Origin of the sequence: Nocardia sp. NPDC004151, assembly GCF_042874235.1 — a bacterium.
Taxonomy (GTDB): domain Bacteria; phylum Actinomycetota; class Actinomycetes; order Mycobacteriales; family Mycobacteriaceae; genus Nocardia.
In genome coordinates this window covers 109,030-132,877 of sequence record NZ_JBIAMR010000014.1, presented here as the reverse complement: position 1 = coordinate 132,877, position 23,848 = coordinate 109,030, and the positions used below count along the sequence as shown (strand labels likewise).

General features: G+C 68.2%; 22 protein-coding genes and 1 tRNA gene. 13 read left to right on the top strand and 10 right to left on the bottom strand.

The features are described from left to right. Window positions 1–20: 20 nt before the first annotated feature. The 4 genes from ACFYTS_RS27520 (at window position 21) to ACFYTS_RS27505 (ending at window position 3,820) form a co-directional block, all read left to right on the top strand. On the top strand, window positions 21–1,349 hold the full coding sequence (locus tag ACFYTS_RS27520; RefSeq protein WP_387308260.1) for a DUF3533 domain-containing protein: 1,329 nt from the start codon (window positions 21–23) through the stop codon (window positions 1,347–1,349). 98 nt (window positions 1,350–1,447) lie between these two features. Continuing rightward, window positions 1,448–2,134: a GAF and ANTAR domain-containing protein gene (locus tag ACFYTS_RS27515; protein ID WP_357278911.1), complete on the top strand. Its 687-nt coding sequence runs from the start codon at window positions 1,448–1,450 to the stop codon at window positions 2,132–2,134. A 112-nt stretch (window positions 2,135–2,246) separates the two neighbouring features. Next, window positions 2,247–2,957, top strand: coding sequence for a GAF and ANTAR domain-containing protein (locus tag ACFYTS_RS27510; RefSeq protein WP_387308258.1), 711 nt, complete (start codon window positions 2,247–2,249; stop codon window positions 2,955–2,957). A gap of 218 nt (window positions 2,958–3,175) precedes the next feature. Further along, complete coding sequence (locus ACFYTS_RS27505; RefSeq protein WP_387308256.1) at window positions 3,176–3,820, top strand: sigma-70 family RNA polymerase sigma factor; 645 nt, start codon at window positions 3,176–3,178, stop codon at window positions 3,818–3,820. 26 nt (window positions 3,821–3,846) lie between these two features. On the opposite strand, the gene ACFYTS_RS27500 is transcribed toward ACFYTS_RS27505, so the two are convergent. The 7 genes from ACFYTS_RS27500 to ACFYTS_RS27470 form a co-directional block, all read right to left on the bottom strand. Further along, a complete protein-coding gene (locus ACFYTS_RS27500) occupies window positions 3,847–5,397 on the bottom strand; it encodes an MFS transporter (protein WP_357278904.1) in 1,551 nt (516 codons plus the stop codon). Window positions 5,398–5,497: 100 nt separating this feature from the next. Next, window positions 5,498–5,890 (bottom strand): large conductance mechanosensitive channel protein MscL, encoded by a 393-nt coding sequence (mscL, locus tag ACFYTS_RS27495; protein ID WP_357278901.1) that lies wholly within the window; start codon window positions 5,888–5,890, stop codon window positions 5,498–5,500. Window positions 5,891–6,050: 160 nt separating this feature from the next. Further along, window positions 6,051–7,580 carry a BCCT family transporter gene (locus tag ACFYTS_RS27490; RefSeq protein WP_387308253.1) on the bottom strand — a complete coding sequence of 510 codons (1,530 nt, stop codon included), beginning with the start codon at window positions 7,578–7,580 and terminating at the stop codon, window positions 6,051–6,053. A 154-nt stretch (window positions 7,581–7,734) separates the two neighbouring features. Next, window positions 7,735–8,121, bottom strand: coding sequence for a hypothetical protein (locus tag ACFYTS_RS27485; protein WP_357278898.1), 387 nt, complete (start codon window positions 8,119–8,121; stop codon window positions 7,735–7,737). A gap of 10 nt (window positions 8,122–8,131) precedes the next feature. After that, window positions 8,132–8,368, bottom strand: coding sequence for a hypothetical protein (locus tag ACFYTS_RS27480; RefSeq protein WP_387308251.1), 237 nt, complete (start codon window positions 8,366–8,368; stop codon window positions 8,132–8,134). A gap of 88 nt (window positions 8,369–8,456) precedes the next feature. Further along, window positions 8,457–9,755, bottom strand: coding sequence for a D-arabinono-1,4-lactone oxidase (locus tag ACFYTS_RS27475; protein ID WP_387308248.1), 1,299 nt, complete (start codon window positions 9,753–9,755; stop codon window positions 8,457–8,459). Window positions 9,756–9,788: 33 nt separating this feature from the next. Continuing rightward, window positions 9,789–10,463: a helix-turn-helix domain-containing protein gene (locus ACFYTS_RS27470; RefSeq protein WP_357278890.1), complete on the bottom strand. Its 675-nt coding sequence runs from the start codon at window positions 10,461–10,463 to the stop codon at window positions 9,789–9,791. Between the two features lie 117 nt (window positions 10,464–10,580). Between ACFYTS_RS27470 and ACFYTS_RS27465 the strand changes: the two genes are divergently transcribed. After that, window positions 10,581–12,089 carry an MFS transporter gene (locus ACFYTS_RS27465; protein ID WP_387308246.1) on the top strand — a complete coding sequence of 503 codons (1,509 nt, stop codon included), beginning with the start codon at window positions 10,581–10,583 and terminating at the stop codon, window positions 12,087–12,089. A gap of 91 nt (window positions 12,090–12,180) precedes the next feature. Here the strand turns inward: ACFYTS_RS27465 and ACFYTS_RS27460 are convergent, their stop codons facing one another. Next, window positions 12,181–12,855 (bottom strand): hypothetical protein, encoded by a 675-nt coding sequence (locus tag ACFYTS_RS27460; protein WP_387308392.1) that lies wholly within the window; start codon window positions 12,853–12,855, stop codon window positions 12,181–12,183. 136 nt (window positions 12,856–12,991) lie between these two features. Here ACFYTS_RS27460 and ACFYTS_RS27455 point away from each other — a divergent pair, with 136 nt between their 5' ends. The 6 genes from ACFYTS_RS27455 (at window position 12,992) to ACFYTS_RS27430 (ending at window position 17,927) form a co-directional block, all read left to right on the top strand. Further along, complete coding sequence (locus ACFYTS_RS27455) at window positions 12,992–13,420, top strand: CrcB family protein (protein WP_357278885.1); 429 nt, start codon at window positions 12,992–12,994, stop codon at window positions 13,418–13,420. Continuing rightward, on the top strand, window positions 13,417–13,776 hold the full coding sequence (locus ACFYTS_RS27450; protein WP_357278883.1) for a DUF190 domain-containing protein: 360 nt from the start codon (window positions 13,417–13,419) through the stop codon (window positions 13,774–13,776). The genes ACFYTS_RS27455 and ACFYTS_RS27450 overlap by 4 nt, the downstream gene beginning before the upstream one ends. Further along, complete coding sequence (locus tag ACFYTS_RS27445) at window positions 13,773–14,135, top strand: CrcB family protein (RefSeq protein WP_357278881.1); 363 nt, start codon at window positions 13,773–13,775, stop codon at window positions 14,133–14,135. Before ACFYTS_RS27450 ends, ACFYTS_RS27445 begins: the two co-directional genes overlap by 4 nt. Window positions 14,136–14,182: 47 nt before the next feature. Continuing rightward, entirely contained in the window at window positions 14,183–15,823 is a 1,641-nt protein-coding gene (gene pgm / locus ACFYTS_RS27440) for a phosphoglucomutase (alpha-D-glucose-1,6-bisphosphate-dependent) (protein WP_387308243.1), read from the top strand. Between the two features lie 104 nt (window positions 15,824–15,927). Then, window positions 15,928–17,142, top strand: a complete 1,215-nt coding sequence (locus tag ACFYTS_RS27435) for an MFS transporter (RefSeq protein WP_387308241.1) — start codon at window positions 15,928–15,930, stop codon at window positions 17,140–17,142. A gap of 44 nt (window positions 17,143–17,186) precedes the next feature. After that, window positions 17,187–17,927 (top strand): DsbA family protein, encoded by a 741-nt coding sequence (locus tag ACFYTS_RS27430; RefSeq protein ID WP_387308239.1) that lies wholly within the window; start codon window positions 17,187–17,189, stop codon window positions 17,925–17,927. Window positions 17,928–18,127: 200 nt separating this feature from the next. Here the strand turns inward: ACFYTS_RS27430 and ACFYTS_RS27425 are convergent, their stop codons facing one another. Further along, complete coding sequence (locus tag ACFYTS_RS27425) at window positions 18,128–19,885, bottom strand: DUF222 domain-containing protein (RefSeq protein WP_387308237.1); 1,758 nt, start codon at window positions 19,883–19,885, stop codon at window positions 18,128–18,130. Window positions 19,886–20,014: 129 nt separating this feature from the next. Between ACFYTS_RS27425 and ACFYTS_RS27420 the strand changes: the two genes are divergently transcribed. Next, a tRNA-Ala gene (locus ACFYTS_RS27420) sits at window positions 20,015–20,087 on the top strand. A 75-nt stretch (window positions 20,088–20,162) separates the two neighbouring features. On the opposite strand, the gene ACFYTS_RS27415 is transcribed toward ACFYTS_RS27420, so the two are convergent. After that, a complete protein-coding gene (locus ACFYTS_RS27415) occupies window positions 20,163–21,431 on the bottom strand; it encodes an ATP-binding protein (protein WP_387308235.1) in 1,269 nt (422 codons plus the stop codon). Window positions 21,432–22,523: 1,092 nt separating this feature from the next. Here ACFYTS_RS27415 and ACFYTS_RS27410 point away from each other — a divergent pair. Beyond that, window positions 22,524–23,848 (top strand): Ig-like domain repeat protein (locus tag ACFYTS_RS27410; protein ID WP_387308233.1); only part of this gene is annotated, 1,325 nt, incomplete at its 3' end.

The window sequence follows — 23,848 nt, the reverse complement described above, 5'->3', positions numbered from 1 at the left end:
CGCTGCCTACATTCGTGCCCATGGCGAATGAGAACTCGGTCCAGCGCGCCGTGCCGCTGCGCGGCTGGATCGGCCCGATGGTGGTGCTCGGCCTGCTCGCGGCCCTGATCGGCACCATGTACCTCGGCTACACCTCCGACCCGGAGAAGAACCTGCACGACTTCCCGGTCGCCCTGGTCAATCAGGACGTGGGTGACGTGATGGACGGCCGCACCGTCAATATCGGCGACCAGATCGCCGACGCGCTCACCGAGCGCATCCCCGCCGACAAGATCGACCTGCGCGTGGTCGGCATCGGCGAGGCCCGCCGGCAGTTGAGCGACGGCCAGGTCTACGGCGCCATCATCATTCCCGGCGACTTCACCAAGAGACTCTCGATCCTCGCCGCGGCCTCGGTGGTGCCCGGCGACGTGGAACGGCCGGTCATCACCGTGCAGACCAATCCGCGTGCCGGCACCTACGCCTCCTCGATCACCCAGCGCATCGCCGATCGGGCCATGGCGCAGGTGAATTCGACGGTCGGCGCGCAGCTCACCGACCAGGTGAAGGCCAAGCTCGCGCCGCAGGCGGGTGCGCCCGTCACCGAATTGTCCGGCGCGGCACGGTTGCAGCTGGCCCAGCCCATCGACGTGGTCACCAGCCCGTACCGTCCGCTCCCGGCAGGCACCGGGCAGGGCCTGTCCGCGTTCTTCTACACCCTGGTTCTGCTGTTCGCGGGCTTCAGCGGCGCGATGATCATCCACTCCATGATCGACAACGTGCTCGGTTACGTCCCGGCCGAATACGGCCCGTGGTTCCGCGCCCCCGAGCCCGCCTCGATCAGCCGCTGGCGCACGCTGCTGGTGAAGTGGGCCATCGCCGCGATCACCGCGCCTTTCCTCTCCGGCATGTTCATGGGCATCGCGCGGATTTTCGGTATGCCCATCGACGAACCGCTGCCGCTGTTCCTCTACGGCACGCTGGCCATCATCGCGGTGTCGGTCACCGGGCTGTCGGTGCTGGCGGCCTTCGGCACCGCGGGCCTGCTGATCAATATGATCGTGTTCGTGGTGCTGGGCCTGCCCTCGTCCTCGGGCTCGATTCCGGTGGAAGCGATTCCGCGCTGGATCGCCTCGCTGTCGAGCTTCGAACCGATGCACCAGATCTATCTGTCGGTGCGCGCCATCCTGTTCTTCGACGGCCACCTCGAGGCCGGACTCGGCACGGGCATCTGGATGACGCTGTTCGGGCTGGCCTTCGGAGCGGTGCTCGGCGCGGTCGCCACGCATCTGTACGATCTGCGCGGCCTGTACCGGCTCGGCGTGCCGCACCGTCCGGTCGCGGTCGCCGTTGGCGCTGACCCACAGTGACTTTCGGCCCTGTTCGTTGTCGAGCTGTGACGGAGATACTGGCCTCGGGCACCGAATAACTCATCGCCGGGCGATGATTGTGGGGCGGTTCGATGGTGATGGCTTCGTCGCAGTTCGATCAGCTGACAGGACAGTTCCTGCGCGCCGTGCGCGACGCGGGCGGCGGATTGAACGCGGTGTGCATCGCGTGCGTGCGGGTATTACCGGTGCGCCGCGCCGCCATCGTGCTCGAGGAACGCGACGCGGGCATGCAACCCTGGTGCGCCAGTGACGAATTCGCCGAACGGGTGGAGCGGGCGCAGGCGACGGCGGGGGAGGGCCCCGCGGTCACCGCGGTGGCCGACGGGGTGCCGGTGGTGGTCACCGATCTGAGCGCCGACTGCGAGCACTGGCCAGGTTTCGCCGAAGCCCTCTCCGGTACCCCGGTGTCGGGATCGCTGTTCGCGGTGCCCTTGCGGCTGGGCGCGATTCGGCTCGGCGGGTTGGACCTGTATCGCGAATCCATCGGGCGGCCCGGGCCGCGGCTGCTGTCGGCGTCGCTGCACATCGCCGATCTGGTGACCGCCAGCCTGGTGCTGGCCACCGGCCACGACGCCCGCCAGTGGGCACAGCCGTTGTCCAGCAGATGGATTCACCAGGCGGCCGGCATGACCAGCGCCCAACTCGGCATCGAGATCCCCGACGCCTACGCCCGCCTGCGCGGATACGCCTTCACCCATGGACTCTCGCTGGTGGAGGTGGCACGGCGGGTGGTGGAGCGCAGCATTCGGATCGAGGCCGAATGAGCGCAACTGTTCCGTGACACCCGCCCGGCAAATACCATGGGCTGACGGCAAGAGCGGCACAGGAATACTTTCGTGGCGGGCGCCCGGCGTTCGCCGATGCGGGGTGAATGCGGTGTCCGACAGTGAGTTGCTGGTGACGGTGCTGGCCAGATTCGCGCGGCTGCTACCGGCGGCGAGTGAACTGCCCCAGATTCTGGACGAGTTGATGCGCAGCGCCATCGATGTGCTGGAACCGGGCGGGGTGACGGTGGCGCTGTCCGCCCGACTACGAGGCGACCGGTCCGAACTCTTCACCGGTATCCCCGAGGACCTCCTGGATCTCGAGGTCTGCCAGCGCGACCACGACCGCGGACCCGGCGTGGTCGCGCACGCCTGCGGAGCGCCGGTGACCGTCACCGATATCGGCAGCTACGGCGACCTGTGGCCGGAGTACACGACCGTGGCCGGGCAGCGCCGGATCGCCTCGGTCGCCGCCGTCCCCATGCGCCTGGACGCCACCGAAGCCGGTGTGCTGAGCCTGTATTCGCGCGAGGTCCGGCACTGGACCGGCCAGGACCTGTCGGTGGCGACGCTGCTGGCGGGCATGGCCGCCGGGCACATCGTCACCGCCGATCTGGTGCACCGCCACCAGCGGGTGACCGAACAGCTCCAGCACGCGCTGACCACCCGCATCGTGGTGGAACAGGCCAAGGGCGTGCTCGCCCACGCCCACCACACCACCCCCGACGCGGCGTTCGAGTTGATCCGGGCGCACGCCCGCCGCAACCGGGTGACGGTGCACGCGGTCGCGCACGGCATCGTCGCACTGGGGCTACGGATCTGACCCACGCCCGGTTCGGCCGGGTTTGCCGGGATGATGTCCGGTTAATCGGATCGGTGCAGGCATCGGGCCCCGGGGCGTAGCCTGGATTCTTGGCGGAACCGAAAGCCCCTGTCCCCGGCCGGTTTCCGCAGTGGCCGTCCCAGTCCTCGACGGCTCGTTTCGACATATCCGTATCCGGACACCGTCGATCCGCTCGCTTCGTCGACCTGGGGGCAATCGTGAATTCCTCACGTGCACCACACCGTTCCGCTGCCCACCCGGCAGTCCGTCCGCAATCGGCCCACCCCGTCCGACCTTCGACCGTCCCTGCCCGCCGCACCCGGCGCGGCAGCGAGTTCGACAACCTCGTCCGCCGCATCGCCGAGCGCGACCGCGCCGCCTACGAGGAGCTCTACCGCCGCACCCGCGGCCTCATCTACTCCCGCGTCCTGAACATCGTGTGCGACACCGGATATGCCGAGGAAACCTGTCACGAGGTCTACCTCCAGGTCTGGCGCAGCGCCCCGAACTTCGACCCGGCCCGCGGCAACGCGCTGACCTGGCTCACCACCCTGGCCCACCATCAGGCGGTGGACCGGGTCCGGCGCGAGTGCAGCGCGGCTGGACACGAACACCGCTGGGGCGTCGGCGATTACCGCCCCGCCACCGATGTGGTGGCCGAGGAGATCCTGCGCCGCCAGGAGGAGCGCGCCATCCGCCACGGCCTGTCCACCCTCACCCCCAATCAACGCGAGTCGCTGGTGCTGGCCTTCTACGGCGGGCTCACCTACCCGCAGGTCGCGGACCGGCTGGGAATCGGCCTGCCCGCCGTGAAGGCGCGCATCCGCTCCGGCCTGGCGCAGCTGAAAGTCGCACTGGCATAACCGGATGCATCCCCGGGAAGGGGGTCTCAGTGCGCGGCGGTCGCCTTGAAGCCGCGCGGAACCAGGATCACGGTGAGCACCGCGACCGCGCCCACCAGTCCCGTGGAGATCCAGGAGGTGGTGGTGAGCGCCGCGTCGTAGGCGTGCTGGGCGATGCGCAGCACCTCGTCGCCGGCGGGTCCGCCGATCCGCTCGGCGACGTGGGCCGCGCCGCCCACCGAGCCCTGCGCCTCGGTCAGATCGTCGCCGTGCAGCGGCAATCCGGTCATGTGGCCGGTGAACAAACGGCCGTGGATGCTGCCCAGCAGTGCCACGCCCAGACCGATGCCCAGTTCGTAGTTGGTCTCCTCGACCGCCCCCGCCTGCCCGGCGCGCTCGGCGGGCACCGAGGCGACCAGGACGGCGGCGGCCGTGGTGATCGCGATGCCGTCACCGATGCCCAGGCACAGCAGCACCAGGGCGACGATCGGGTAAGTGGTGTCGGGAATCGCGGCCAGCACCGCGAAACCCGTCGCCAGCGCGCCCAATCCGAAACCCATCAGCGCGCGCACGCCCACGCGCCGCATGAGCCAGGGGGTGGCGAGCGAACCGAACAGGGTGGCCAGCGCCGCGGGCAGGGTGCGCATACCGGCCTCCGACGGCGAGTAGCCGTGAATGTATTGCAGCCACAAGGAGATCAGGAACAGCGCAGCTCCGATGGCCAGCATGGCGAGCAGGGTGGCGAGCGCGGCGGCGGTGAAGGCGCGATTGCGGAACAGCCGCACATCCAGCAGCGGGTCGGGCGACTTCGACTGCCGGTAGGCGAACCACCCCAGCAGGAGTACCGACGACACCAAGATGATCAGATCGACCGGGGCCGGATTGCCCTTCGCCACATGCTTGATGCCCCACGCCAGCGCCACGATGCCCAGCACCGACAGCGCCGCGCCGGCCCAGTCCAAGCGGCCCTGCTGCGGGGCCCGGTACTCCGGCAGCAGCCACAGCCCCGCGGCCACGGTGAGGATCACTACGGGCACATTGAGCCAGAAGGCCGCCGACCAGCCGAACGCCTCGACCAGATGACCGCCGACCAGCGGGCCGATGGCCGCGCCACCGCCGGCCACCGAGGCCCAGATGCCGATGGCGAGGGTGCGTTCGTGGTCATCGGTGAAGATATTGCGGATCAGCGAGAGCGTGGACGGCATCACCATGGCTCCGCCGACCCCGAGCAGCGCCCGGCCCGCGATGAGCTGGGCGGGGGAGTGCGCGGTCGCAGCGATCACCGAGGCGACGCCGAAGAGCAGGAAGCCGAGCAGGAACAGCAGTTTCCGGCCGTACCGGTCGCCGATCGCGCCGCAGGTGATCAGCAGACCGCCCAGCACCAGGCCGTAGAGGTCGACGATCCACAGCTGCTCCATGGGGGTGGGCGCCATGTGATCGATGAGCGAGGGCAGTGCGACATTGAGGATGGTCGCGTCCATCGCCACCAGCAGCAGGCTCGCGCAGAGCACGGCGAGCATGGCCCACCGGCTCGCCGGCGCGGGCCGCACCGGGTCCGCCAGATCTCTCGCCTGTTCCCGGGGTGGAATGCGGCCCACGGTTCCCGCCTCCTCGACTAGATCTCTGTCCGGCTGTTGGCAACAACCTGGCTAAGCCTAGTCGAGGCGCTCGGCGGAACCGTGGCCCGACGGTGGAGAACTACCGGCTCGCGTTCTGCTTGGCGAGCAGGTCGCGGATCTCGGTGAGCAGTTCCAGCTCGGTCGCGACCTTCTCCTCCTCGACCTTCGCGAAACGGTTCTTGATGGTGTTCATCGGCAGGATGAGCACGAAGTAGAGCACCGCCGCGACGCAGAGGAAGTTGATGCCCGCGCTGATGATCGGCCCGAGGGCGACGAAGGTGGACGGCTTGTCGGCCAGCAGCTGGAAGCCCAGGCCGAATTCCTTGTTGCCGCCGAGGGTGGCGAGCAGCGGCTCGATCACGCCCTTGGTCACCGAGGTGACGATGGCGGTGAACGCGGTGCCCATGACCACCGCCACCGCGAGATCGATGACATTGCCCCTCATCAGGAAGTCTTTGAAGCCCTTGAGCATGATGCGCGCAGTTCCAATCCGAGACGTTTTCGTTATGTTCCGGATGGGAGTTTAAATGCTGGTAGGGGCCTTGTGCGCACCCGGCACACCCCCCTTGACGCGTGTCACCCCGATCGCCGGAAGGGTGCTGGCACACATTTGGCAAACCGGAGGGTCCGAATCAGCTCTCGCGGCCCGGCTCCGAGCGCGCGTGATCGGCCCGGAAGGTCTTCACCAGCGCCACGCACATGGCCAGCAACACCACACTGAACGGCAACGCGATCAAGATCGCCACCGTCTGCAGGGTGGTCAGCGCGGCCGTGCCGGTGCCGCTGGCCACCAGCAGCGCCGCCGCCACCGCACCCTGCGCGGTGGTCCAGAACGCGCGACTCCAGGTCGGCGGCTCCGGATTGCCGCCCGAGGACAGCATGTTCACCACCAGCGCCCCCGAATCCGCGGAGGTGACGAAGAACAGCACGATCACCAGGATCGCCAGCCCCGCCGTGATCGATCCGCCCGGCAGCGTCCGCAGCAGCTCGAACAGCGCGCTGTCGCGATCGGGTCCGTCCGGACCGACCAGCCCGCCGCCACCGAACATCTCGCGGTGCAGGCCCGCCCCGCCGAACACCGCGAACCACACGAAGGTCAGCAGCGTCGGCACCAGCAGCACCCCGGCCACGAACTCCCGCACCGTGCGCCCGCGTGAGATGCGCGCGATGAACACGCCCACGAACGGGGCCCAGGAGATCCACCAGCCCCAATAGAAGACGGTCCACTGCCGGGTCCAGGCCGTCCCGGTGGGGCCTTCGGTCGCGCCGGTGTACATGCTGATCCGGGGCAGCGACTGCAGGTACTGGCCCAGGCTCTGCACCAGATCGTCGACGATGAACAGCGTCGGCCCGACGATCAGCACGAACAGCATCAGCGCGCCCGCCACACCCATATTGAGCTGGGACAGCAGTTTGATGCCCTTGTCCACGCCCGTCACCACCGACACCGTGGCCAGCGCGGTGACCGCCACGACCAGCGTCACCTGCAAGCCCTTGCCCGGTTCGTGCAGCCAGCCCTGATGATTCAGCCCTGCCGAGATCTGCAGCACCCCCAGCCCGAGGGAGGTCGCGACGCCGAACACGGTTCCGATCACCGCCACCACGTCGATGAGATCCCCGCGCCAGCCCCGGACCTTGTCGCCCGCGATCGATTCCAGCGACCAGCGGATCGACACCGGCCTGCCCTTGCGGTGGATCGAGTACGCGATCGCCAGCCCCACCACCACGTAGATGGCCCACGGGTGGATGCCCCAGTGCAGGAACGTCTGCACCATGGCCGAATCCGCGCGCTGCGCCGGGGTGGACCCGACCCCGGGGCGCGGGTCCTCGTAGTGGAACAGCGGCTCGGCCACACCCCAGAACACCAGGCCGATCCCCATGCCCGCCGCGAACAGCATGGAAAGCCAAGCGCCGATGGAGTATTCGGCCTGCTCGCCGTCCTCGCCCAGGGTGATGTCGCCGAACCGGCCCAGTCCCAGCCAGATCGCGAACACCACGAACAGGCTCACGATCAGGATGTAGTACCAGCCGAAGCCGCCGATCACATTGTCCTGCAGCGCTTTCGCCTGCCGGCCCGCGGTGTCGCGGAAGACGATGGCGTACACGGTGAAGGCGGCCACCACGATGGCCGAGGGCCAGAACACCCGGGGAGCCACCGCCACTCGATGATGGGCCGGAACCGTCTCGGTCGAGGTATGTCGGGTCGTGCCCACGTGGCGTGCCCCCTGCGGTCGTCGTCTGCTGCGATCTACCTGCCGAACACATGCGAACAACCCCGGTTCCGGGCCGTGTGGCCCGGAACCGGGGTTGGCTGAACTACTTTCCGGCCCTGTTCTTCAGCGCGGTGACGATCTCGTTGACCGCGGCCAGCACGTCCTGTGCGGCGTGGTCGAGGTTGGCCCGCACCTGTTCGAGGGTGACCTGGAAATCCTCGGGAGTGATCTTGTCGGCGAAGGACTTCGCCATATCGGCGAGGTCGGCGGCCGCGGTCTGAGCCCGTTCGGCCAGTTCGGCGGCGGCGCCGCTGGCCCGTTCGGCCAGCTGTCCGGTCGCCGCCCCGGCCCGCTCGCGCAGGTCGGCGGCGGTGACCCCGAGATCGGTGGTCAGGTCGTCGGCGGTGGTGCGCAGGTCGTCTGCCAGGCGTTCGGTCGCGTCCTCGAACTTCGAAGCGCCGTCGCCGAGATCGTCGTCGTTGGTCGGCATGGTTGGACTCCTACTTCGATCCGCGGTCGAACATCCCCTTGACCTTGTCGGTCAAGCCCCCCGCCCATTCCTTGACTTCGTCACCGGCCTTCTCGGCCCACTCCTTGACCTCGTCGCCCGCCTTCTCGACCCATTCCCTGGCGTCCTCGGCTCCGCCCTTGAAGGCCTCCTGCACTGTGTCGCCCAGATTCTGGGCCGCGCCGGGAGCCTTCTCGCCCGCCTCGTTGCCGTCGCTGAAAGAAGTCATCGAACCTCCTACGTGGGTGGTCACGCCCGGAAGAGCAGCGATCTTTCAGCAACCGATACTAGTCGGTTTGTCCTACGCTCGGGCGTACTCAGTTCACCGGGCCCAGGACGCGCTCGATGTAGGCGTTGGTGAACCGGCCCTTGGGGTCGAAGCGACGGCGCACCTCGGCGAAGCGGTCCCACTCCGGGTAGCGCTCACGCAGTGTCTCGGCGGTCTGGAAGTGCCGCTTGCCCCAGTGCGGGCGGCCGTTGTAGCGGTCGAAAACGCGTTCGCAGGCGCGGAAATACGGCTCGTAGTTCATGCCCTCGTATTGGTGGACCGCGATGTAGCAGGTCTCGCGCCCGCCGGCGGGTGACAGGAAGGCGTCATCGGGGGCGACCCAGCGCACCTCGATCGGCATCGGGGTGTCGAAATGCTTGGCCACCTCCTTGATCTCGCGGATGGCGTCGACCGAATGCTCGCGCGGGATGGCGTATTCCATCTCGGTGAAGCGGAACAGCCGGGGGCTGGCGAAGACCCGGTAGGAGCGTTCGACCTGGCGGCGGTAGCTGCCGGCGTAGGCGGCGCTGCGCTGGACCATCGGGATCAGGTTCGGGCGCCACCGGGTGAGCTTGCACAGCGCGTCGAAGGTGTAGTTGGTCATGAGGATGTCGGAGAACCAGTCCATGGCTTTGCCGCGCGGCTGTTCGGGGAGCTCGACCCGGTTGTTGCGCTTGGTCATGGCCAGCGGGCTGTGGGCGAACATGTAGAACTCGAAGTGCTCGTTGTCCTCGACGTAGCTGTCCAGATCGGCCAGTACGTCCTCGACCGGGATCGGCCGCTCGATGCCCTCGAGCACGAACGACGGCACCATCTGCAGCGTCACGGCCGTGACGACGCCCAGCGCGCCGACATTCACGCGCGCGGCGCGCCAGCCGTCGGGATCGGTCTGCTCGTTGAGTTCGACCCGGCTGCCGTCGGCCAGCATGAGCTCCACCGAATGCAGTGCGGCGGAGAGGTTCTGCAGCTTGGATCCGGTCCCGTGGGTACCGGTCGCGGTGGCGCCGGCGATCGACTGCACGTCGATGTCGCCGAGGTTGGGGAAGGCCAGGCCCAGCGGGTGCAACGCGTTGCTGGCGGCATTGAGGGTGATGCCGGCCTCGGCGCGGACCAGGCCGGTGGCGCGGTCCACGTGCAGGATCTTGTCGAGCTGGTTCAGCCGCATGAGCGTGCCGTCGGTGAGCACGGTCTCGGTGAAGGAGTGCCCGGATCCGGCGACCCGGACGGTGTGGCCGTTCGCTTCGGCCTGAGCGAGTACTGCCGCGACGTCCTCGGGCGAGCTCGGTTCGGCGATGGACGCCGGGGTACAGCTCTGATCCCCGGCCCAGTTCACCCAAGAGTTGGTCATGCGACCAACTTTAAACCGCGAGTGTGATGCGCGCTACCGTTTGCGCGGGTTGAAGGCGGCCGCCTTCGCTCGCTCGACCTCGTCTTCGGACAGTGGACGCTGCGTGAGCGGCAGGCGAGGCACGCTGTCGCCGCGCACGCCATTGAGAATCACCGCCATGTAGCGCTCCCACACTTCGGGATTGACCGGCCGGGCGAAGCCCGCGATGCCGTCGACCATGTTCACCATGGCGAAGAAGTCGGCCGGTTCGATATCGGGCTGCAGCACGCCCGCGTCCTTGGCGCGCGCGATGACCGCCTGCATCCCGGGCCGGATCTGATCCTTCATGCACACGAAGCGCTCCATGCTGTCGTGCAGTTCGAGGATCACCTCGCTGAAGCCCCGGTTGGCGGCGACGTGGCGGCACGAGTACTCGAACAGGTCGGTCAGGCCCTCCCAGGGATCCGGGTGGTGCAGCGCCACGTTCACGGCCTCGGCCAGTTCGGTGACCATCTGGTCGAAGACCTCGGAGATGAGCTCCTGCTTGTTGGCGAAGCGGCGGTAGACCGTGCCGACGCCGACGCCCGCCCGCTCGGCCACATCGTCGAGGGTGACGTCCAGCCCCCGATCGGCGAACAGCTCGCGGGCGGCCGCGATGATGCGCTGCTGATTGCGGGCGGCGTCCGCGCGCAGACGCCGAGGTGGGGGCGCGGTGGTGACGTGATTCACAGGCTAATCCTATCAGCAATCGGGATTATCCGGAGGAGTTATCTCCGTTTAGCTGATAGCTTGATCGGTAAGCGGAGATGGTTTCTCCACTAAGTCTAGGGGACGAGGACACCAACCATGACTACAGCGCTCGAGAAAGACGTCACAGCCCCGGCTGCGACCGAGGACAAGGCAGGGCGGCGCGGATCGCACGCCCTGCGCTGGTGGGTGCTCGCCGTGCTCGGCGTCGCCCAGCTGATGGTCGTGCTCGACGCGACCGTCGTGAACATCGCGCTCCCGCACGCGCAGGCCGATCTCGGCTTCTCCAACGGCGACCGGCAGTGGGTCATCACCGGCTACGCGCTGGCCTTCGGCTCGCTGCTGCTGCTCGGCGGACGGCTCTCCGACCTGTTCGGCCGCCGCACCACCTTCATCACCGGCCTGATCGGCTTCGCGGTCGCCTCCGCGGTCGGCGGCGCGGCCGGCAACTTCGAGGTGCTGGTCGGCTCCCGCGTCGCGCAGGGCGTGTTCGCCGCGCTGCTCGCGCCCGCCGCGCTCTCGCTGCTGACCGTCACCTTCACCGAACCCGCCGAGCGCGCAAAGGCATTCGGCATCTTCGGCGCCATCGCCGGCGCGGGCGGCGCGCTCGGCCTGCTGCTGGGCGGCGCGCTCACCGAGTGGGCCTCGTGGCGCTGGGTGATGTACGTGAACCTGGTCTTCGCGGCCGTCGCGCTGGTCGGCGCGATCCTGCTGCTGGCCAAGCACACCGCCACCACCCGCCCCAAGCTGGATCTGCCCGGCACCGTCACCGTGACCGCCGCGCTGTTCGGCATCGTCTACGGCTTCTCGCACGCCGAGTCCGACGGATGGACCAACGGCGTCACCCTGGCCTTCCTGATCGGCGGCGTCGCGCTGCTGGGCCTGTTCGTGTGGCTGGAACAGCGCGTCGCGCACCCGCTGCTGCCGCTGCGCGTGGTGCTGGACCGCACCCGCGGCGCGTCCTACGTCGCGGTGTTCACCATCGGCATCGGCATGTTCGCCATGTTCCTGTTCCTCACCTACTACATGCAGCAGCAGCTGGGGTACTCGCCGATCCGCACCGGCGTCGCGTTCCTGCCGATGGTCGCGGGCATGGTCGCCGCCTCCACCACCGTGCCCGCACTGCTCATCCCGCGGGTGGGCCCGAAGGTGACCGTGGTGACCGGATTCCTGCTCGCCACACTGGGAATGGCGCTGCTGACCCGCATCGGTGTGGACACCGGCTACGCGAGCCACATCCTGCCGAGCCTGCTGCTGATGGGCCTGGGTCTGGGTATGGCGATGTCCACCGCGTTCAGCGGTGCGACCGCGGGCGTGGAGCACGCCGACGCCGGCGTCGCCTCGGCCATGGTGAACACCAGCCAGCAGGTGGGCGGCTCGATCGGCACCGCGCTGCTGAGCACGCTGGCCGCGACCTCGTTCAACGACTATGTGGCCGGGCACGTTCCGCCGTCGCCGCGGGTGCTGGCCGAGGCCGCGGTGCAGAGCTACACCACCACCTTCTGGTGGGCCGCCGCGATCTTCGTGGTCGGCGCGGTGGTCACCGGGCTGATCATGCCGAACAAGGTACCGGTCCCGGCCGAGGGCGAACCCGTTCTCGCGCACTGAGATCCGAACCCCTGGACACCGTGGTTCAACCATGAATGCGGCCCCGCTCGCCGATCCGAGCGGGGCCGCTTCGTTTTCCTTCTTACCGCGATCAGCGGCAGTTGGAGGGCGGGGCCAGGCCCGCGAACCGGTCGGACAGATAGTTCATGGCGTTGAGCGTGCCGGAGAAGATGGCGGTGCCGTGGTCCGCGCCCGGGATGACGTCGAACTGGACCGGCGTCCCGGCGGCGCAGTCGCGGCCCGCGGTGTACTGGGCCAGATCCAGCGGCACCTGGTCGTTGCCGTCGTGCCATTCGCAGAGCGGCTGGTGGATCAGCTCGGGCACCGCGATCGCCCAGCCCTTGGCCGGCGGCAGCGGGAACGCCGACGACTCCTTCAGACTCCCGTCGATCAGGCTGTGCGACGGCGCGCATTGCAGGCCCAGGGAATTCACGAACGGCTGATACGACAGCAGCGGTCGCGGCCCGGGGCCCGGGGAGATCAACGTGGTCACCGCGGCGATGGGCGCGCCGTTGGAATTGGTGGAGCGGAACAGGATCCGCCACACCGTCGCCCCGGGGAACGGGTGGGCGGGCACCTGGCGGGAGTTCAGCACGTCGCCGTTCCGAGCGGCGTCGAGATTGCCTGCGGCGTAGTAGAACCCGTCCGGATCAGGGAGGGGGAAGATTGCCCCGGCGTGCGCCGCGGGCGCGGCCGCCATGACGGCCGCCAGGACCGCGGCGATTCCGAAGCTCTGGACCAGCATCTTTCTGATCGACTGGCGCACCGCCAACTTGGCTCTCCTCGAGGCCGGTGGGACAACACCGGGCAAGCCGCACTATCCTCGCAGTTCCGGGCTGCTGTTCGGGCTCAGCAACACGCCAGACAGCGGCGATTGGGCCAGGCAAATCGAAGGGAGGGTGATGGCGGCGAACACCGCGGGCGTCGACGTCGCTCTGCTCGGCGTCATCGCCCTGGGAGGCGCGATCGGGGCGGAGGCGCGCTACGGGGTGAGTGTGCTGCTGCCGCAGCGCGGTGTGATCCCCTGGCACACCTTGGCGGTCAACGTGATCGGTTGCTTGCTCATCGGGGTACTCATGGTCTGTATCACCGAGATCTGGGCGGCGCACCGACTGCTGCGGCCGTTCCTCGGGGTCGGTGTACTGGGCGGATTCACCACCATGTCCACATATGCCGGGGAAGTTCGTACACTGCTCGAATCGGGCCGAATCGGCTACGGGCTCGGCTACCTCGGGGGGACGGTGGTGACCGGGCTGATCGCGGTCGTGCTGGGCGTGGGTGCGACACGATGGATATCGGGAACGGCGCGACGATTGGGGGCAGGACGATGAACACGGAGTCCGACACCGATGCGGTCCGGCGGTGGATACCGGCGTCGCGGCTGACGGTGCTGCTCGGCGAGGACGACACCTATCGGCATCGGCCCCGCTACCACGAGATCGTGCGGCGTGCCCGGGATGCCGGATTGGTCGGGGCGAGTGTGTGGCGCGGCGTCGAGGGGTACGGGGTGTCCTCCCAGATCCACACCACCCGACTGCTCGATCTGGCTGAACGGCTGCCGGTGATGGTGATGATCATCGACGACACCGACCGGTTGCGTGCTTTCGTGGAAACCAATGCGGACCTGCTGGATTCACTGACCGTCGCGCTCTCACCCGTCGACGTCTTCGACGGGGTGCGGCGGTGACCGCGCTGGCGGTGATCCTCGGCGCGCTGCTCGGTGCGCCCGCCCGATTTCTGGTGGATCGCGCGTTGGCCCTTCGATTCGATAGTGTTCTCCCCCTGGGCACACTGACGGTGAACATGGGCGGTTCGGCCTTGCTGGGCGCGTTGATCGGTGCGGGAGCAAACCATTGGCTCTTCGCGGCCGCGGGAACGGGCTTCTGCGGCGCGCTGACCACGTTCAGTACGTTCGGATACGAAACGGTTCGTTTGGCCGAGGAGGGCGCTTACAGCTATGCGGTGGCGAACGTCGTGATCGGCGTCGGCGCGAGCCTGGCCGCGGCCTACCTCGGTGTCCAACTCGGGCAGTGGGTACGGCCGTGATCCTGATGACCAGCCGGGCGCAGGCGATACGGAAGGGAGGTGCGGGCATGGCCCACGATCGAGCCGGACGACCGGCGCGGGCCACGGACCTCGAGGACATCGCGCACCTGGTGACCGCGTACTACAGCCGCATCCCGGATCCGGCCGATCCCACGCAGCTGGTCTCCTTCGGCACCTCCGGGCATCGTGGATCCAGCCTGGACTGCGCGTTCAACGAGGCGCACATCCTGGCCATCACGCAGGCCATCGTGGAATACCGGGCCTCGCGCGGCATCACCGGGCCGGTGTACCTGGCGCGGGACACGCACGCGCTGTCCGAGCCCGCCTGGACCACCGCCCTCGAGGTGCTCGCCGCCAACGATGTCACCGCGATCATCGACGCCCGCGACAGGTACACGCCCACACCGGCTTTGAGTCACGCCGTGCTGCGCCACAATCGGGGCGGCACCCGGCATCAGGCCGACGGCATCGTGGTGACGCCCTCGCACAATCCGCCCCGCGACGGCGGCTTCAAATACAACCCGCCGCACGGCGGCCCGGCCGACACCATCGCCACCGACGCCATCGCCGCCCGCGCCAACGAGCTGCTGCGTACCGGGCTCTCCGAGGTCAAGCGCACCTCGCTGGCGCACGCGCTGGCCACCAACGTGGAGCGCTACGACTACCTGGACCGCTACATCTCGGACCTACCCAACGTGCTGAATCTGGACGCCATTCGCGGCGCCGGGATTCGGCTGGGCGCGGATCCCATGGGCGGGGCCTCCGTGGATTACTGGGAGGAGATCGGGCAGCGCTACGACCTCGAGCTCGAGGTGGTGAACCCGTTCGTCGACCCGACGTGGCGGTTCATGACGCTGGATTCCGACGGGCGGATCCGGATGGATCCGTCCTCGCGCTACGCCATGGCCTCACTCGTGGCGATTCGCGACGATTACGACATTTCGACCGGCAATGACGCGGACGCGGACCGGCACGGGATCGTGACTCCCGATGCGGGACTGATGAATCCGAACCACTTCCTGGCGGTGGCGATCGAATACATGATCGCCAACCGGATGGGGTGGGACGCGCTGACCAAGATCGGCAAGACGGTGGTGACGTCCTCCATGATCGACCGCGTGGTCGGCGTCCTGGGCCGCGACGTGTACGAGGTGCCGGTCGGGTTCAAATGGTTCGTGCCCGGATTGTTCAGCGGCAGCCTCGCTTTCGGCGGCGAGGAGTCCGCGGGCGCCTCGTTCCTGCGCATGGACGGCACCGTCTGGACCACCGACAAGGACGGCATCCTGCTGGCTCTGCTGGCCGCGGAGATCACCGCCGTCACCGGGCAGAGCCCGTCCACCCGCTACACCGAACTCGAGAAGCGCTACGGCTCACCCGCCTACGCCCGCGTCGACGCCACCGCCACCGCGGAACAGAAGACCCGCCTCGCGGCGTTGACGCCGGACATGATCACCGCGACCGAAATCGCCGGCGAACCCATCACCGGTATCCAGACCCGCGCCCGCGGCAATGGCGCGGCGCTGGGCGGGCTCAAGATCACCACCGAGAACGCGTGGTTCGCGGCCCGGCCCTCCGGGACCGAGGACAAGTACAAGATCTACGCCGAATCCTTCGAGGGCCCCGAGCACCTCGTACAGGTGCAGGCGGCCGCGGAGGAGATCGTCGGACACGCGTTGTCCGGTGGCTAGTGCGGCGTTCGGCCGGATGTTGGAAATGAGTGGATCGGTGTGTGCGGTGGAGTTGTCGCGGTGTGCCGGGGTCGCGCGACCAGGTGAGCGCGAGGTGTCGGCCGGTGAGTGAAGTGCTGGAGACGCGGCGGCTGCCCGTGGAGATCTGGGTGCTGGTGGGCTCGGCCTTCACCATCGCCATCGGGTTCGGTTTGGTCGCACCGGCTCTGCCGCAGTTCGCGCGGAGCTTCGATGTCGGCGTGGCGGCGGCCTCGTTCATCGTGAGCGCGTTCGCGTTGATGCGCTTGATCTTCGCCCCCATGGCCGGGCGGCTGTTGCAGAAACTGGGCGAGCGCCCGGTCTACCTGACCGGTCTGCTCATCGTCGCGGTCTCCACCGGCGCGTGCGCCCTCGCGCAAAGCTATTGGCAGCTCCTGGTGCTGCGTTCGCTGGGCGGCATCGGATCCACCATGTTCACGGTGTCCTCCCTGGGCCTGGTCATCCGCATGTCCCCGCCCGCCGAACGCGGCCGCGTTTCCGGCGTCTACTCCACCAGCTTCCTCATCGGCTCCATCAGCGGCCCGCTGGTCGGCGGCGCCCTGTCATTCCTGGGCCTGCGCGCCCCCTTCCTGATCTACTGCATAGCCCTGCTGATCGCCAGCCTCATCGTCTATGCGGCCCTCCGTGATTCCCCCTTGGCTCTTCCGGAGAAATCCGACGGCGCCCCCACCATGTCCTTCCGCGAAGCCGCCGCCCGCCCCGCCTACCGAGCCGCCCTCTGGGCCAACTTCGGCAACGGCGCAGCGGTATTCGGCGTCCGTATGGCGCTCGTGCCCCTGATCGTCGTAGAGGTCCTCAAACAAGACGCCGCCCTGGCGGGCGTAGCCCTCACCGCCTTCGCCCTCGGCAACGCCTCGGTCCTGTTCCTCTCCGGCCGCTGGTCGGACACCCTGGGCCGCAAACCCTTCCTCACCGCGGGCACCCTGGTCTGCGCCGTAGGCACCGCAGGCATCGGCTTCGCCTCGACCCTGCCCTGGCTCCTCGCCGCCTCCGCCCTCGCTGGCATCGGATCCGGCATGTTCACCCCCGCCTTGCAGGCGGCGGTCGCCGACATCATCGGCCCCGGCCGCCGCGGCGGCCCGGTCCTCGCCGGCTACCAGATGTCCGCCGACCTCGGCACCTTCCTCGGCCCCTACGCCATCGGCCTGCTCGCCGACCGCGTCTCCTACGGTGTCGCGCTCGGCGTCACCGGCATCCTGCTCGCCTCCGCCTCCGCGGTCTGGCTGGTCGTGCCCGAGACCCTGCGCCGCAAGGAAGCCGCGCTCGCCGTCGACCGTTAGGGGCGGGTGTCGGTGGGGTGGGGGTGTCGGGCAGAGTGGTGCGGGTGAGCAATCCGACTTCGAAGCACACGCCGCGGCCGGTGTCGAGCAAGACCACCTATGCGCTGGCCGGGGTGGCGGTGGTGGTGATCGTGCTGATCGTGTTCGCGGTGTTCCAGTGGAACCGCGGTGGCGGGGACGCGGTGCGCAACGACGGGTACGGGTCGGCGCACGATCCGGCCGTGGAGGTGGCGCTGGACTCCGACGGGGCCATCGTGCTGGGGAAGCCCAAGGTGGCGAAAACCCTTGACATCTACGAGGATCCGCTGTGCCCGGCGTGCGGCCAGATGGAGAAGGTCAACGGCCAGGAGATCGCCCAGCAGGTCGACGAGGGCAAGCTCGCGGTGCGGTACCGGCTGGTGAACTTCCTCGACTCCCGCTCGGGCAGCAAGGACTACTCCACCCGCGCCGTCGCCGCCAACGAATGCGTGGCGCAGGACGGGAACGGCCCGGTGTACGCCAAGTTCCACGAGCTGCTCTTCACCACGAAGCAGCCTTCCGAAGGCGGCTCCGACCACGACAACAAGGAACTCGCCGCCATCGCCAAGGAAGCGGGCGCGAGCGACTCCGTCGCCAAGTGCATCACCTCCGGCGACCGCGCCGACACCGCCCGGGCCCACGCCGCCGCCGCTCTCAAGGCCCTCGGTGACGCTCTGAACGGCCCGGCCGCCACCCCGTCGGTCTTCCTCGACGGCAAGAAGGTCGACCGCGGCAACGCGGACTGGGTCCTCAGCGCCGCGAAATAGGCTGCGGAACAGCGGTCTTCGGATAGCCGGTTCAGGCCGGGCAGCGACTCCTGCGAGTCGGCTGCCCGGCCTGTCTCATGCGGTGGCATCCGCTGCGATTGGGTGGGGTGCGGCCCATCGGGGGAACGGTGAATTTGAGCCGCACCCCGGGCAGGGGGCCGAGCCGGGGGCTCGGTCCCTTGGTTCGGGGTGGTGAACGGTCAGTGGGGGACCGGGTGGGTGGGGGATTCGGGGATGTCGTTGTCGGCGGTGGTGCGGGACAGCTGGGGGTGGATCAGGACGTGGGATTCGAGGGGGTAGGCCAGGTCGGTGGTGAAGTAGCTTCCGGCCGTGGCGGGGTCGGTGGGGACCGGGCGGAGGCGGGGCGGCTTGGCGGGGGCGTCTATGTCGGTGTGGGGGAAGAGATAGCGGGCGCCCTCGCGGATGGTTTCGTGGGTCTCACCGCTCGGGTCGATCCAGCGCATGCGGTCGGTGTCGGCCAGGTAGACGCGCCACGGGTGTTTTCCCTTGTCCGCCAGGGACTTCAGGCGGTTGTGATGGGTGCAGAGCACGGCGCGGTAGCCGGAGTTCGGTTGTGCGGGGAGGTGGGGGAGCGGGCCGAACTGGATGAGTGAGGTTTCGGCGGCGGGCATGGTGCAGCCGGGGAAACGGCAGAATCCGTCGAGGGCGCGCACCTCGCGGGCCGGGGCGTTCGAGAAGGGGCGCACCGCAGTGACTTTGGCGTGTTTGCGCAGTGGTGCGGACGGGGGAGCCGGTTCGGTGGGCCGGGCGGGCCGTTCCTGGGTGGCAGGGCTGTCGGCGGTGGCGGGACCATCGGTGGTGAGGCGGCCGCGATCCACCCGGGGGGTGGCCGGGGTGTCGTCGCGCACGCGACGCTCGCGGAGGTGGGCGGCGGCCGCGCGCTCCCAGGGAGCTTCGGCGGCGATTCGCGTCCGCCGGGTCCGGCGCGGGCTCGGAATGCCGTCGGCGAGGACGGATTCCTTTGTCTGCGAAGCGCTTTCCTCAGGGGGCGAAGGGGCGTCGTCTTCGCTCGGGCCCGGAGTGGCGTCCTCCGGGAAGTACTCGGGGATGACCTGGAACCGGGCGTGTTCGGCGAGCGAGCGGGCCAGCGCGGCGTCGATGGGTCCGTAGCCGGACAGGAAGGCGGGATCGTCGCGCAGGCCGAGGAGGGTTTCGGCGGACACGCCGACCTGGATGAGTGGACGGCGAGGCGTGGTGGGGGTGCTGGCCTTGGGGCAGTCGAGTTCCTTGCCGCATTCGCAGTGCAGGCGGCCCGAGCCGTCGGCGAGGGCGATGAGCGCGTCGGCCCGGCGCTGGGACATGGTGCGCGGATCGTCCTCGCACACTTGCAGGCTCATCTCCCGCAGCCGCATGGCGAGCGCCTGCGCTCCCGCGGCGGGCAGCAGCCCGTCGAACACGGCCATCCCGTCTTGAACCGCGCGAATCCGGACGTCGCGGTCCTGTTCCCGGGCCTCGCGCCGCCGCGTCTCGCCGTCGGGATCGAGCCGCGTCACCCAGCGCTGCGCGGTCTGCCGCAGCCGGACCGGATCGGACCGCAACGCGGCGTCGATCAGCTTGGGCTCCAGGACTTCCCGTATTTCCCGTGGCATCCCCCGCAGGCAGTCCGTGATCACCTGCACCCGGGACAGATCGATCCGTCCCGCCGCGAACGCCAGTTTGGTCTGGGGTAGCGAGTCCAGCGCGAGCCCGATGTCGATGAGCGCCGCCGCCACCCCCTCCGGCACCTGCACCGCGACCGCGATCTCCGCCGCCGCGAACTCCCCGGCCCGCACCCCGCCGGCGCCCGGTGCGGCGTTCGCGGCCCGATGGCGGCGATACACCTCCCGCACCGCTGTGATTTCCGCCGCCTGTGCGAACGCCGCCGCCCCGTGTGCCCGCCGCAGCGCGTCGACCAGCTCGTCCTCGCCCATCGCCTCCACCTCTCGGCTATCGAACATGCGTTCGAGACTACCTCCCGGTGATCGTCACCGCCAGCCTCTGTCCAGGCGATTTGGTTTGTTCCGCATCGGTCGTGTAACTTCGTTCAAGCAAGCGGGGCAACGCCCGGCTGGCGAAGAAGTGAATACGGGGCTATGGCGCAGCTGGTAGCGCACCACACTGGCAGTGTGGGGGTCAGGGGTTCGAGTCCCCTTAGCTCCACTCCACGGCAGGGCCGCAGGTCATTGACTTGCGGCTCTGCCTCTTTCGTGACAGTGCGCGAACCGGCGACGGCGGTCATGGTCGCGCGTTCCAGAGGGCGCTTACCGGTAGGGCGCGGAATTTCGGTCCGAAGGGGAGGGTTTCGGTGCCGGTGTAGAGCACGTATCCGGCGAGGAGGTCGTCGCCCAGGCGGTCTGCGAGGTGGCGGAGGCCGCGGAAGTCCTCGCCCTTGACCGTGGCGGCGGCTTTGACCTCGATCGCGATGACCTCCCGCCGGTTGTTCTCGAGAATGATGTCGACCTCGACGTTGTCGCGGGTGCGGTAGTGGAACATGCGAGCGTCCTGGTCGGACCAGGTGAGCTGACGAGCGAGTTCGGCGGCTACGAAGCCCTCCAGCAGTGACCCGAGTGGACCGTTCACGGCCCGCAGCGTGCGCGGGTCGGCACCGCACAGATAGGTGGCGATTCCGGAATCAACCATGAATACCTTGGAGGTCGCGACGGCCCGGGTGGTCAGGTTTCGGGACCAAGCGGGGATTCGCTTGATCAGGAAAACCTCTTCCAGGAGGCGAAGATAGCGGGCGACGGTGTCTTTGGGCAGGCCGAGTTCATTGCCGAGGGCGCCGGGCACCAGGAGTTGACCGGATCTGGCAGCGACGAGGTTGGTCAGGGTGAACATCTCTGCGGAACGTTCGATCTCGGACAGTTGCATGACGTCTCGGTTGATCAGATCGGCGATATAGGAGGAGAAGAATCGGGAACGCCGTTTGCCCTCTCGTGCAACGGCTTCGGGGAAGCCGCCTCGTGCGATCCGTTCGATGTAATCATCGCGATTCTCGGTCCCATCGTGCCGTAGCTGGGGTCCGCGCTCGAAAGCGCAATCGATGAATCTATCGGGCGCGCCGTCGATTTCGCCTTGGGAGAGCGGCCAGAGTTCGATCGTCTCCATGCGTCCGGGAAGCGCGTCTGGAACGCTCCGAAGTGCCATTACGTGAGCCGAACCGGTCAGCAGGAACCGGCCGGGTCGTCCGTCGGCGTCGACGGTCTCCTTGATCGCCAGTAACAGCTCCGGTACTCGCTGTACCTCGTCGATGATCAAGAGGGAATCGTCGAGGACGAACTGGGTCGGGTCGTAGCCGGCTGCCTGCCGAGTCTCCGGCTTGTCGAGGCTGCGCCAGGTCGCGCCGATCTCCCTGCCTATCCGGGAGACCAGCGTGCTCTTCCCGCATTGGCGAGCCCCGTTGACCAGGACGACACGAGTGTCCGCAAGAGCTTCATGCACTGCGGAATGGGCATGGCGGGGAAGTATTCGACCAATCGGCGATGACGAGAAGGACGAGGTCACCGCAGTAGTATTGCATATTTCATGCGCGATCTGCCGCACAATGCGTGCGCGATCTGCCGGAAGTTGTGTGCGCGATCTGCCGCTATGTTCGTGCGCTTCTTGCCGATGCTGGGGCCACCGCTTCGCTAGAGCGTTGTCATTGAGTCGGCGGTTTGGTCCGCACGTGATTCGTTGCGACCGGGTATGGGGAGCGGTCGCGGTCATCGGGCACCTGCAACCGGACTCGGCCGGGCACCCACCGCTCGAACCATGATGTCGGGCCCGTCGACCAGCACGACCCGGTTCGTATGCTGGTCCGTCAGGTCCACCCGTTGATACAGGTCAGGCCCGGTTTCGTACCGGGCCTGACCTGTTTTTGTTCCGCCTACCCCGCGCTTGCCCACGGTTTCGATTCAATCTTCATCGTTCCGTCGTGTCGGGTGTGTGGCCAGTCGCCGGCTCCCGGAGCCACCCGGCCGCAATCTGGTCAGATCTGGGTGTCGACCGCCCGGCTACGCTCCGTATCTGGCGCGCGGAGTGACCAGCGGGTGCCGGAGGAACGGCGCATTCGCTGTCTTGCTGGGCAATCGAGCGGAGTATTTGCCGACGTGCCCGGATCGTTACCTTCGGCCGAACTGGGCAGATGTCCAAAATTGGTGTCGAACTCGCCGGTAACTTTGTGAAACGCCGACATTTCCGAATGTGGCCACCTATGGTGAGCGCGCTTGCCCCAGACGAGATCACAGGAGATCACAGCAGTACGGATCAGAACAAATGCCGAGAGCAGAGCTTCCGAAACTCTCGGTCGTAGCCTCCGCTGAAACCCCTGAGTCTGCGTGATCGCCGGCGTTGCGTGATTCAGCGATCGAATGTTGTTGATGATCGCTGGATTTGCCCTGTCCGGATACCAGCGCTCAGAAGAAAATCAGTAGAAGGAAAGAAAATGCGTCATTCCTCGATCGCTGCCGGTTTCGCGGCGTCAGCGTTGCTCGTAACCGGCGGGCCTGCCTCGGGATAAGCGGCGTCGCGGGGGAGTGGAGCGATGTGCGTTCCGTCCCTCTGCCCGCGATCGAATTCCGAACGAGCGCCGAATTCTCTTCTCCAGGAATAACAATGACAAATCGACATGTCGCCCGCAAACTTGCCGCGACCACCACGGCCGCGAGCGCTCTGGCGCTGTTCGGCACCGGCGCCGCGGACGCGAACCCCGGGAACATCACGTGGTCCGACGGCTCCTCGCAGTTCACCCGGACCATCAGCAACGTGTCCCCGGCCGAGGGTGACACCATCACGGTCTCCACCCAGTTCAGCCGTAACAGCTGGACCGACGAGTACATCTACAACATCAAGGACCGGCACCCGGCCTGTATCACCTATGTACCGGGTTCGGCCACCATGGGTGGTGGCGCGGTGTCGAATCCCGAAGTAGTCGCCGACGAGGGCAACGGCGGCGGCTACGTGCGAGCGTCGTTCGGCAGCACCTCCTGGGTGGTCCAGAACCGGCCGGGCTTCCACAGCTCCCCGACCTTCAGCGTGCAGTACAAGGTCGGTCACGGCTGTGCCCGCGGGGCCGCTCTGACCACCGGCATGGATTACGGCGGGTCGCTCGGCTCGGGGTTGTATGGTACTCAGGGCCCGTCGATCACGGTGGGCAAGAACGCTACGACCACCACCCTGGCCCCGGTCTCGGGCGCCCGCGCGGGCCAGCCGGTCACGTTGACGGCCACGATGACCGGTGGCTCGGCCGGTGACACGATCGGTTTCTACGACGGCGGCACCCAGATCGGAACCGGCGCCCTGGACGCCACCGGTACCGCGACCTACCAGTGGACACCGACGGTGAGCGGCAACCGCACCCTGACCGCGCAGTATCCAGGCACCGCGTACGCCAACGCATCGCAGTCCGCGCCGCAGACCGTGAACGTCACCGCGGCCGATGTCGCCTCCACCGTCACTCTCAATCCGGTGACGGGTGCGAAAGTCGGTACCGCGACCACCCTCACGGCCAAGGTGACTCCCGCCGCGGCCGGTGGCACGGTCGAGTTCGCTGATGGCACAACCGTGTTGGGGACCGGGCAGGTCGACGCGACCGGCACCGCGACCTTCCAGTGGACGCCCTCGGCTGCTGGTGCGCACACGCTGACCGCGACGTTCTCGGGGCGTGACGGTGTCACCGGATCCAATACCACCGGGCAGGTGTCGGTTGTCGCGGCCGATGTCGCTTCCACCACCGTCCTCAACCCGGTGACGGGTGCGAAGGTGGGCACCGCGACCACTTTGACCGCGACGGTCACTCCGGCAGCGGCGGGTGGCACGGTCCAGTTCGCTGACGGCACTACGGTTCTGGGGACCGGGCAGGTCGACGCGACCGGCACCGCGACCTTCCAGTGGACGCCCTCGGCTGCTGGTGCGCACACGCTGACCGCGACGTTCTCGGG

What these genes read in the sequence shown, in the direction of transcription:
- mscL (WP_357278901.1), bottom strand. Translation starts at nt 5,890, where the DNA reads ATGCTCAAGGGCTTCAAAGACTTCCTGATGAGGGGCAATGTCATCGAT.
- ACFYTS_RS27480 (WP_387308251.1), bottom strand. Translation starts at nt 8,368, where the DNA reads ATGACTTCTTTCAGCGACGGCAACGAGGCGGGCGAGAAGGCTCCCGGC.
- ACFYTS_RS27425 (WP_387308237.1), bottom strand. Translation starts at nt 19,885, where the DNA reads ATGTTCGATAGCCGAGAGGTGGAGGCGATGGGCGAGGACGAGCTGGTC.
- ACFYTS_RS27450 (WP_357278883.1), top strand. Translation starts at nt 13,417, where the DNA reads ATGAACACGGAGTCCGACACCGATGCGGTCCGGCGGTGGATACCGGCG.
- pgm (WP_387308243.1), top strand. Translation starts at nt 14,183, where the DNA reads ATGGCCCACGATCGAGCCGGACGACCGGCGCGGGCCACGGACCTCGAG.
- ACFYTS_RS27485 (WP_357278898.1), bottom strand. Translation starts at nt 8,121, where the DNA reads ATGCCGACCAACGACGACGATCTCGGCGACGGCGCTTCGAAGTTCGAG.
- ACFYTS_RS27465 (WP_387308246.1), top strand. Translation starts at nt 10,581, where the DNA reads ATGACTACAGCGCTCGAGAAAGACGTCACAGCCCCGGCTGCGACCGAG.
- ACFYTS_RS27455 (WP_357278885.1), top strand. Translation starts at nt 12,992, where the DNA reads ATGGCGGCGAACACCGCGGGCGTCGACGTCGCTCTGCTCGGCGTCATC.
- ACFYTS_RS27520 (WP_387308260.1), top strand. Translation starts at nt 21, where the DNA reads ATGGCGAATGAGAACTCGGTCCAGCGCGCCGTGCCGCTGCGCGGCTGG.
- ACFYTS_RS27475 (WP_387308248.1), bottom strand. Translation starts at nt 9,755, where the DNA reads ATGACCAACTCTTGGGTGAACTGGGCCGGGGATCAGAGCTGTACCCCG.
- ACFYTS_RS27515 (WP_357278911.1), top strand. Translation starts at nt 1,448, where the DNA reads ATGGCTTCGTCGCAGTTCGATCAGCTGACAGGACAGTTCCTGCGCGCC.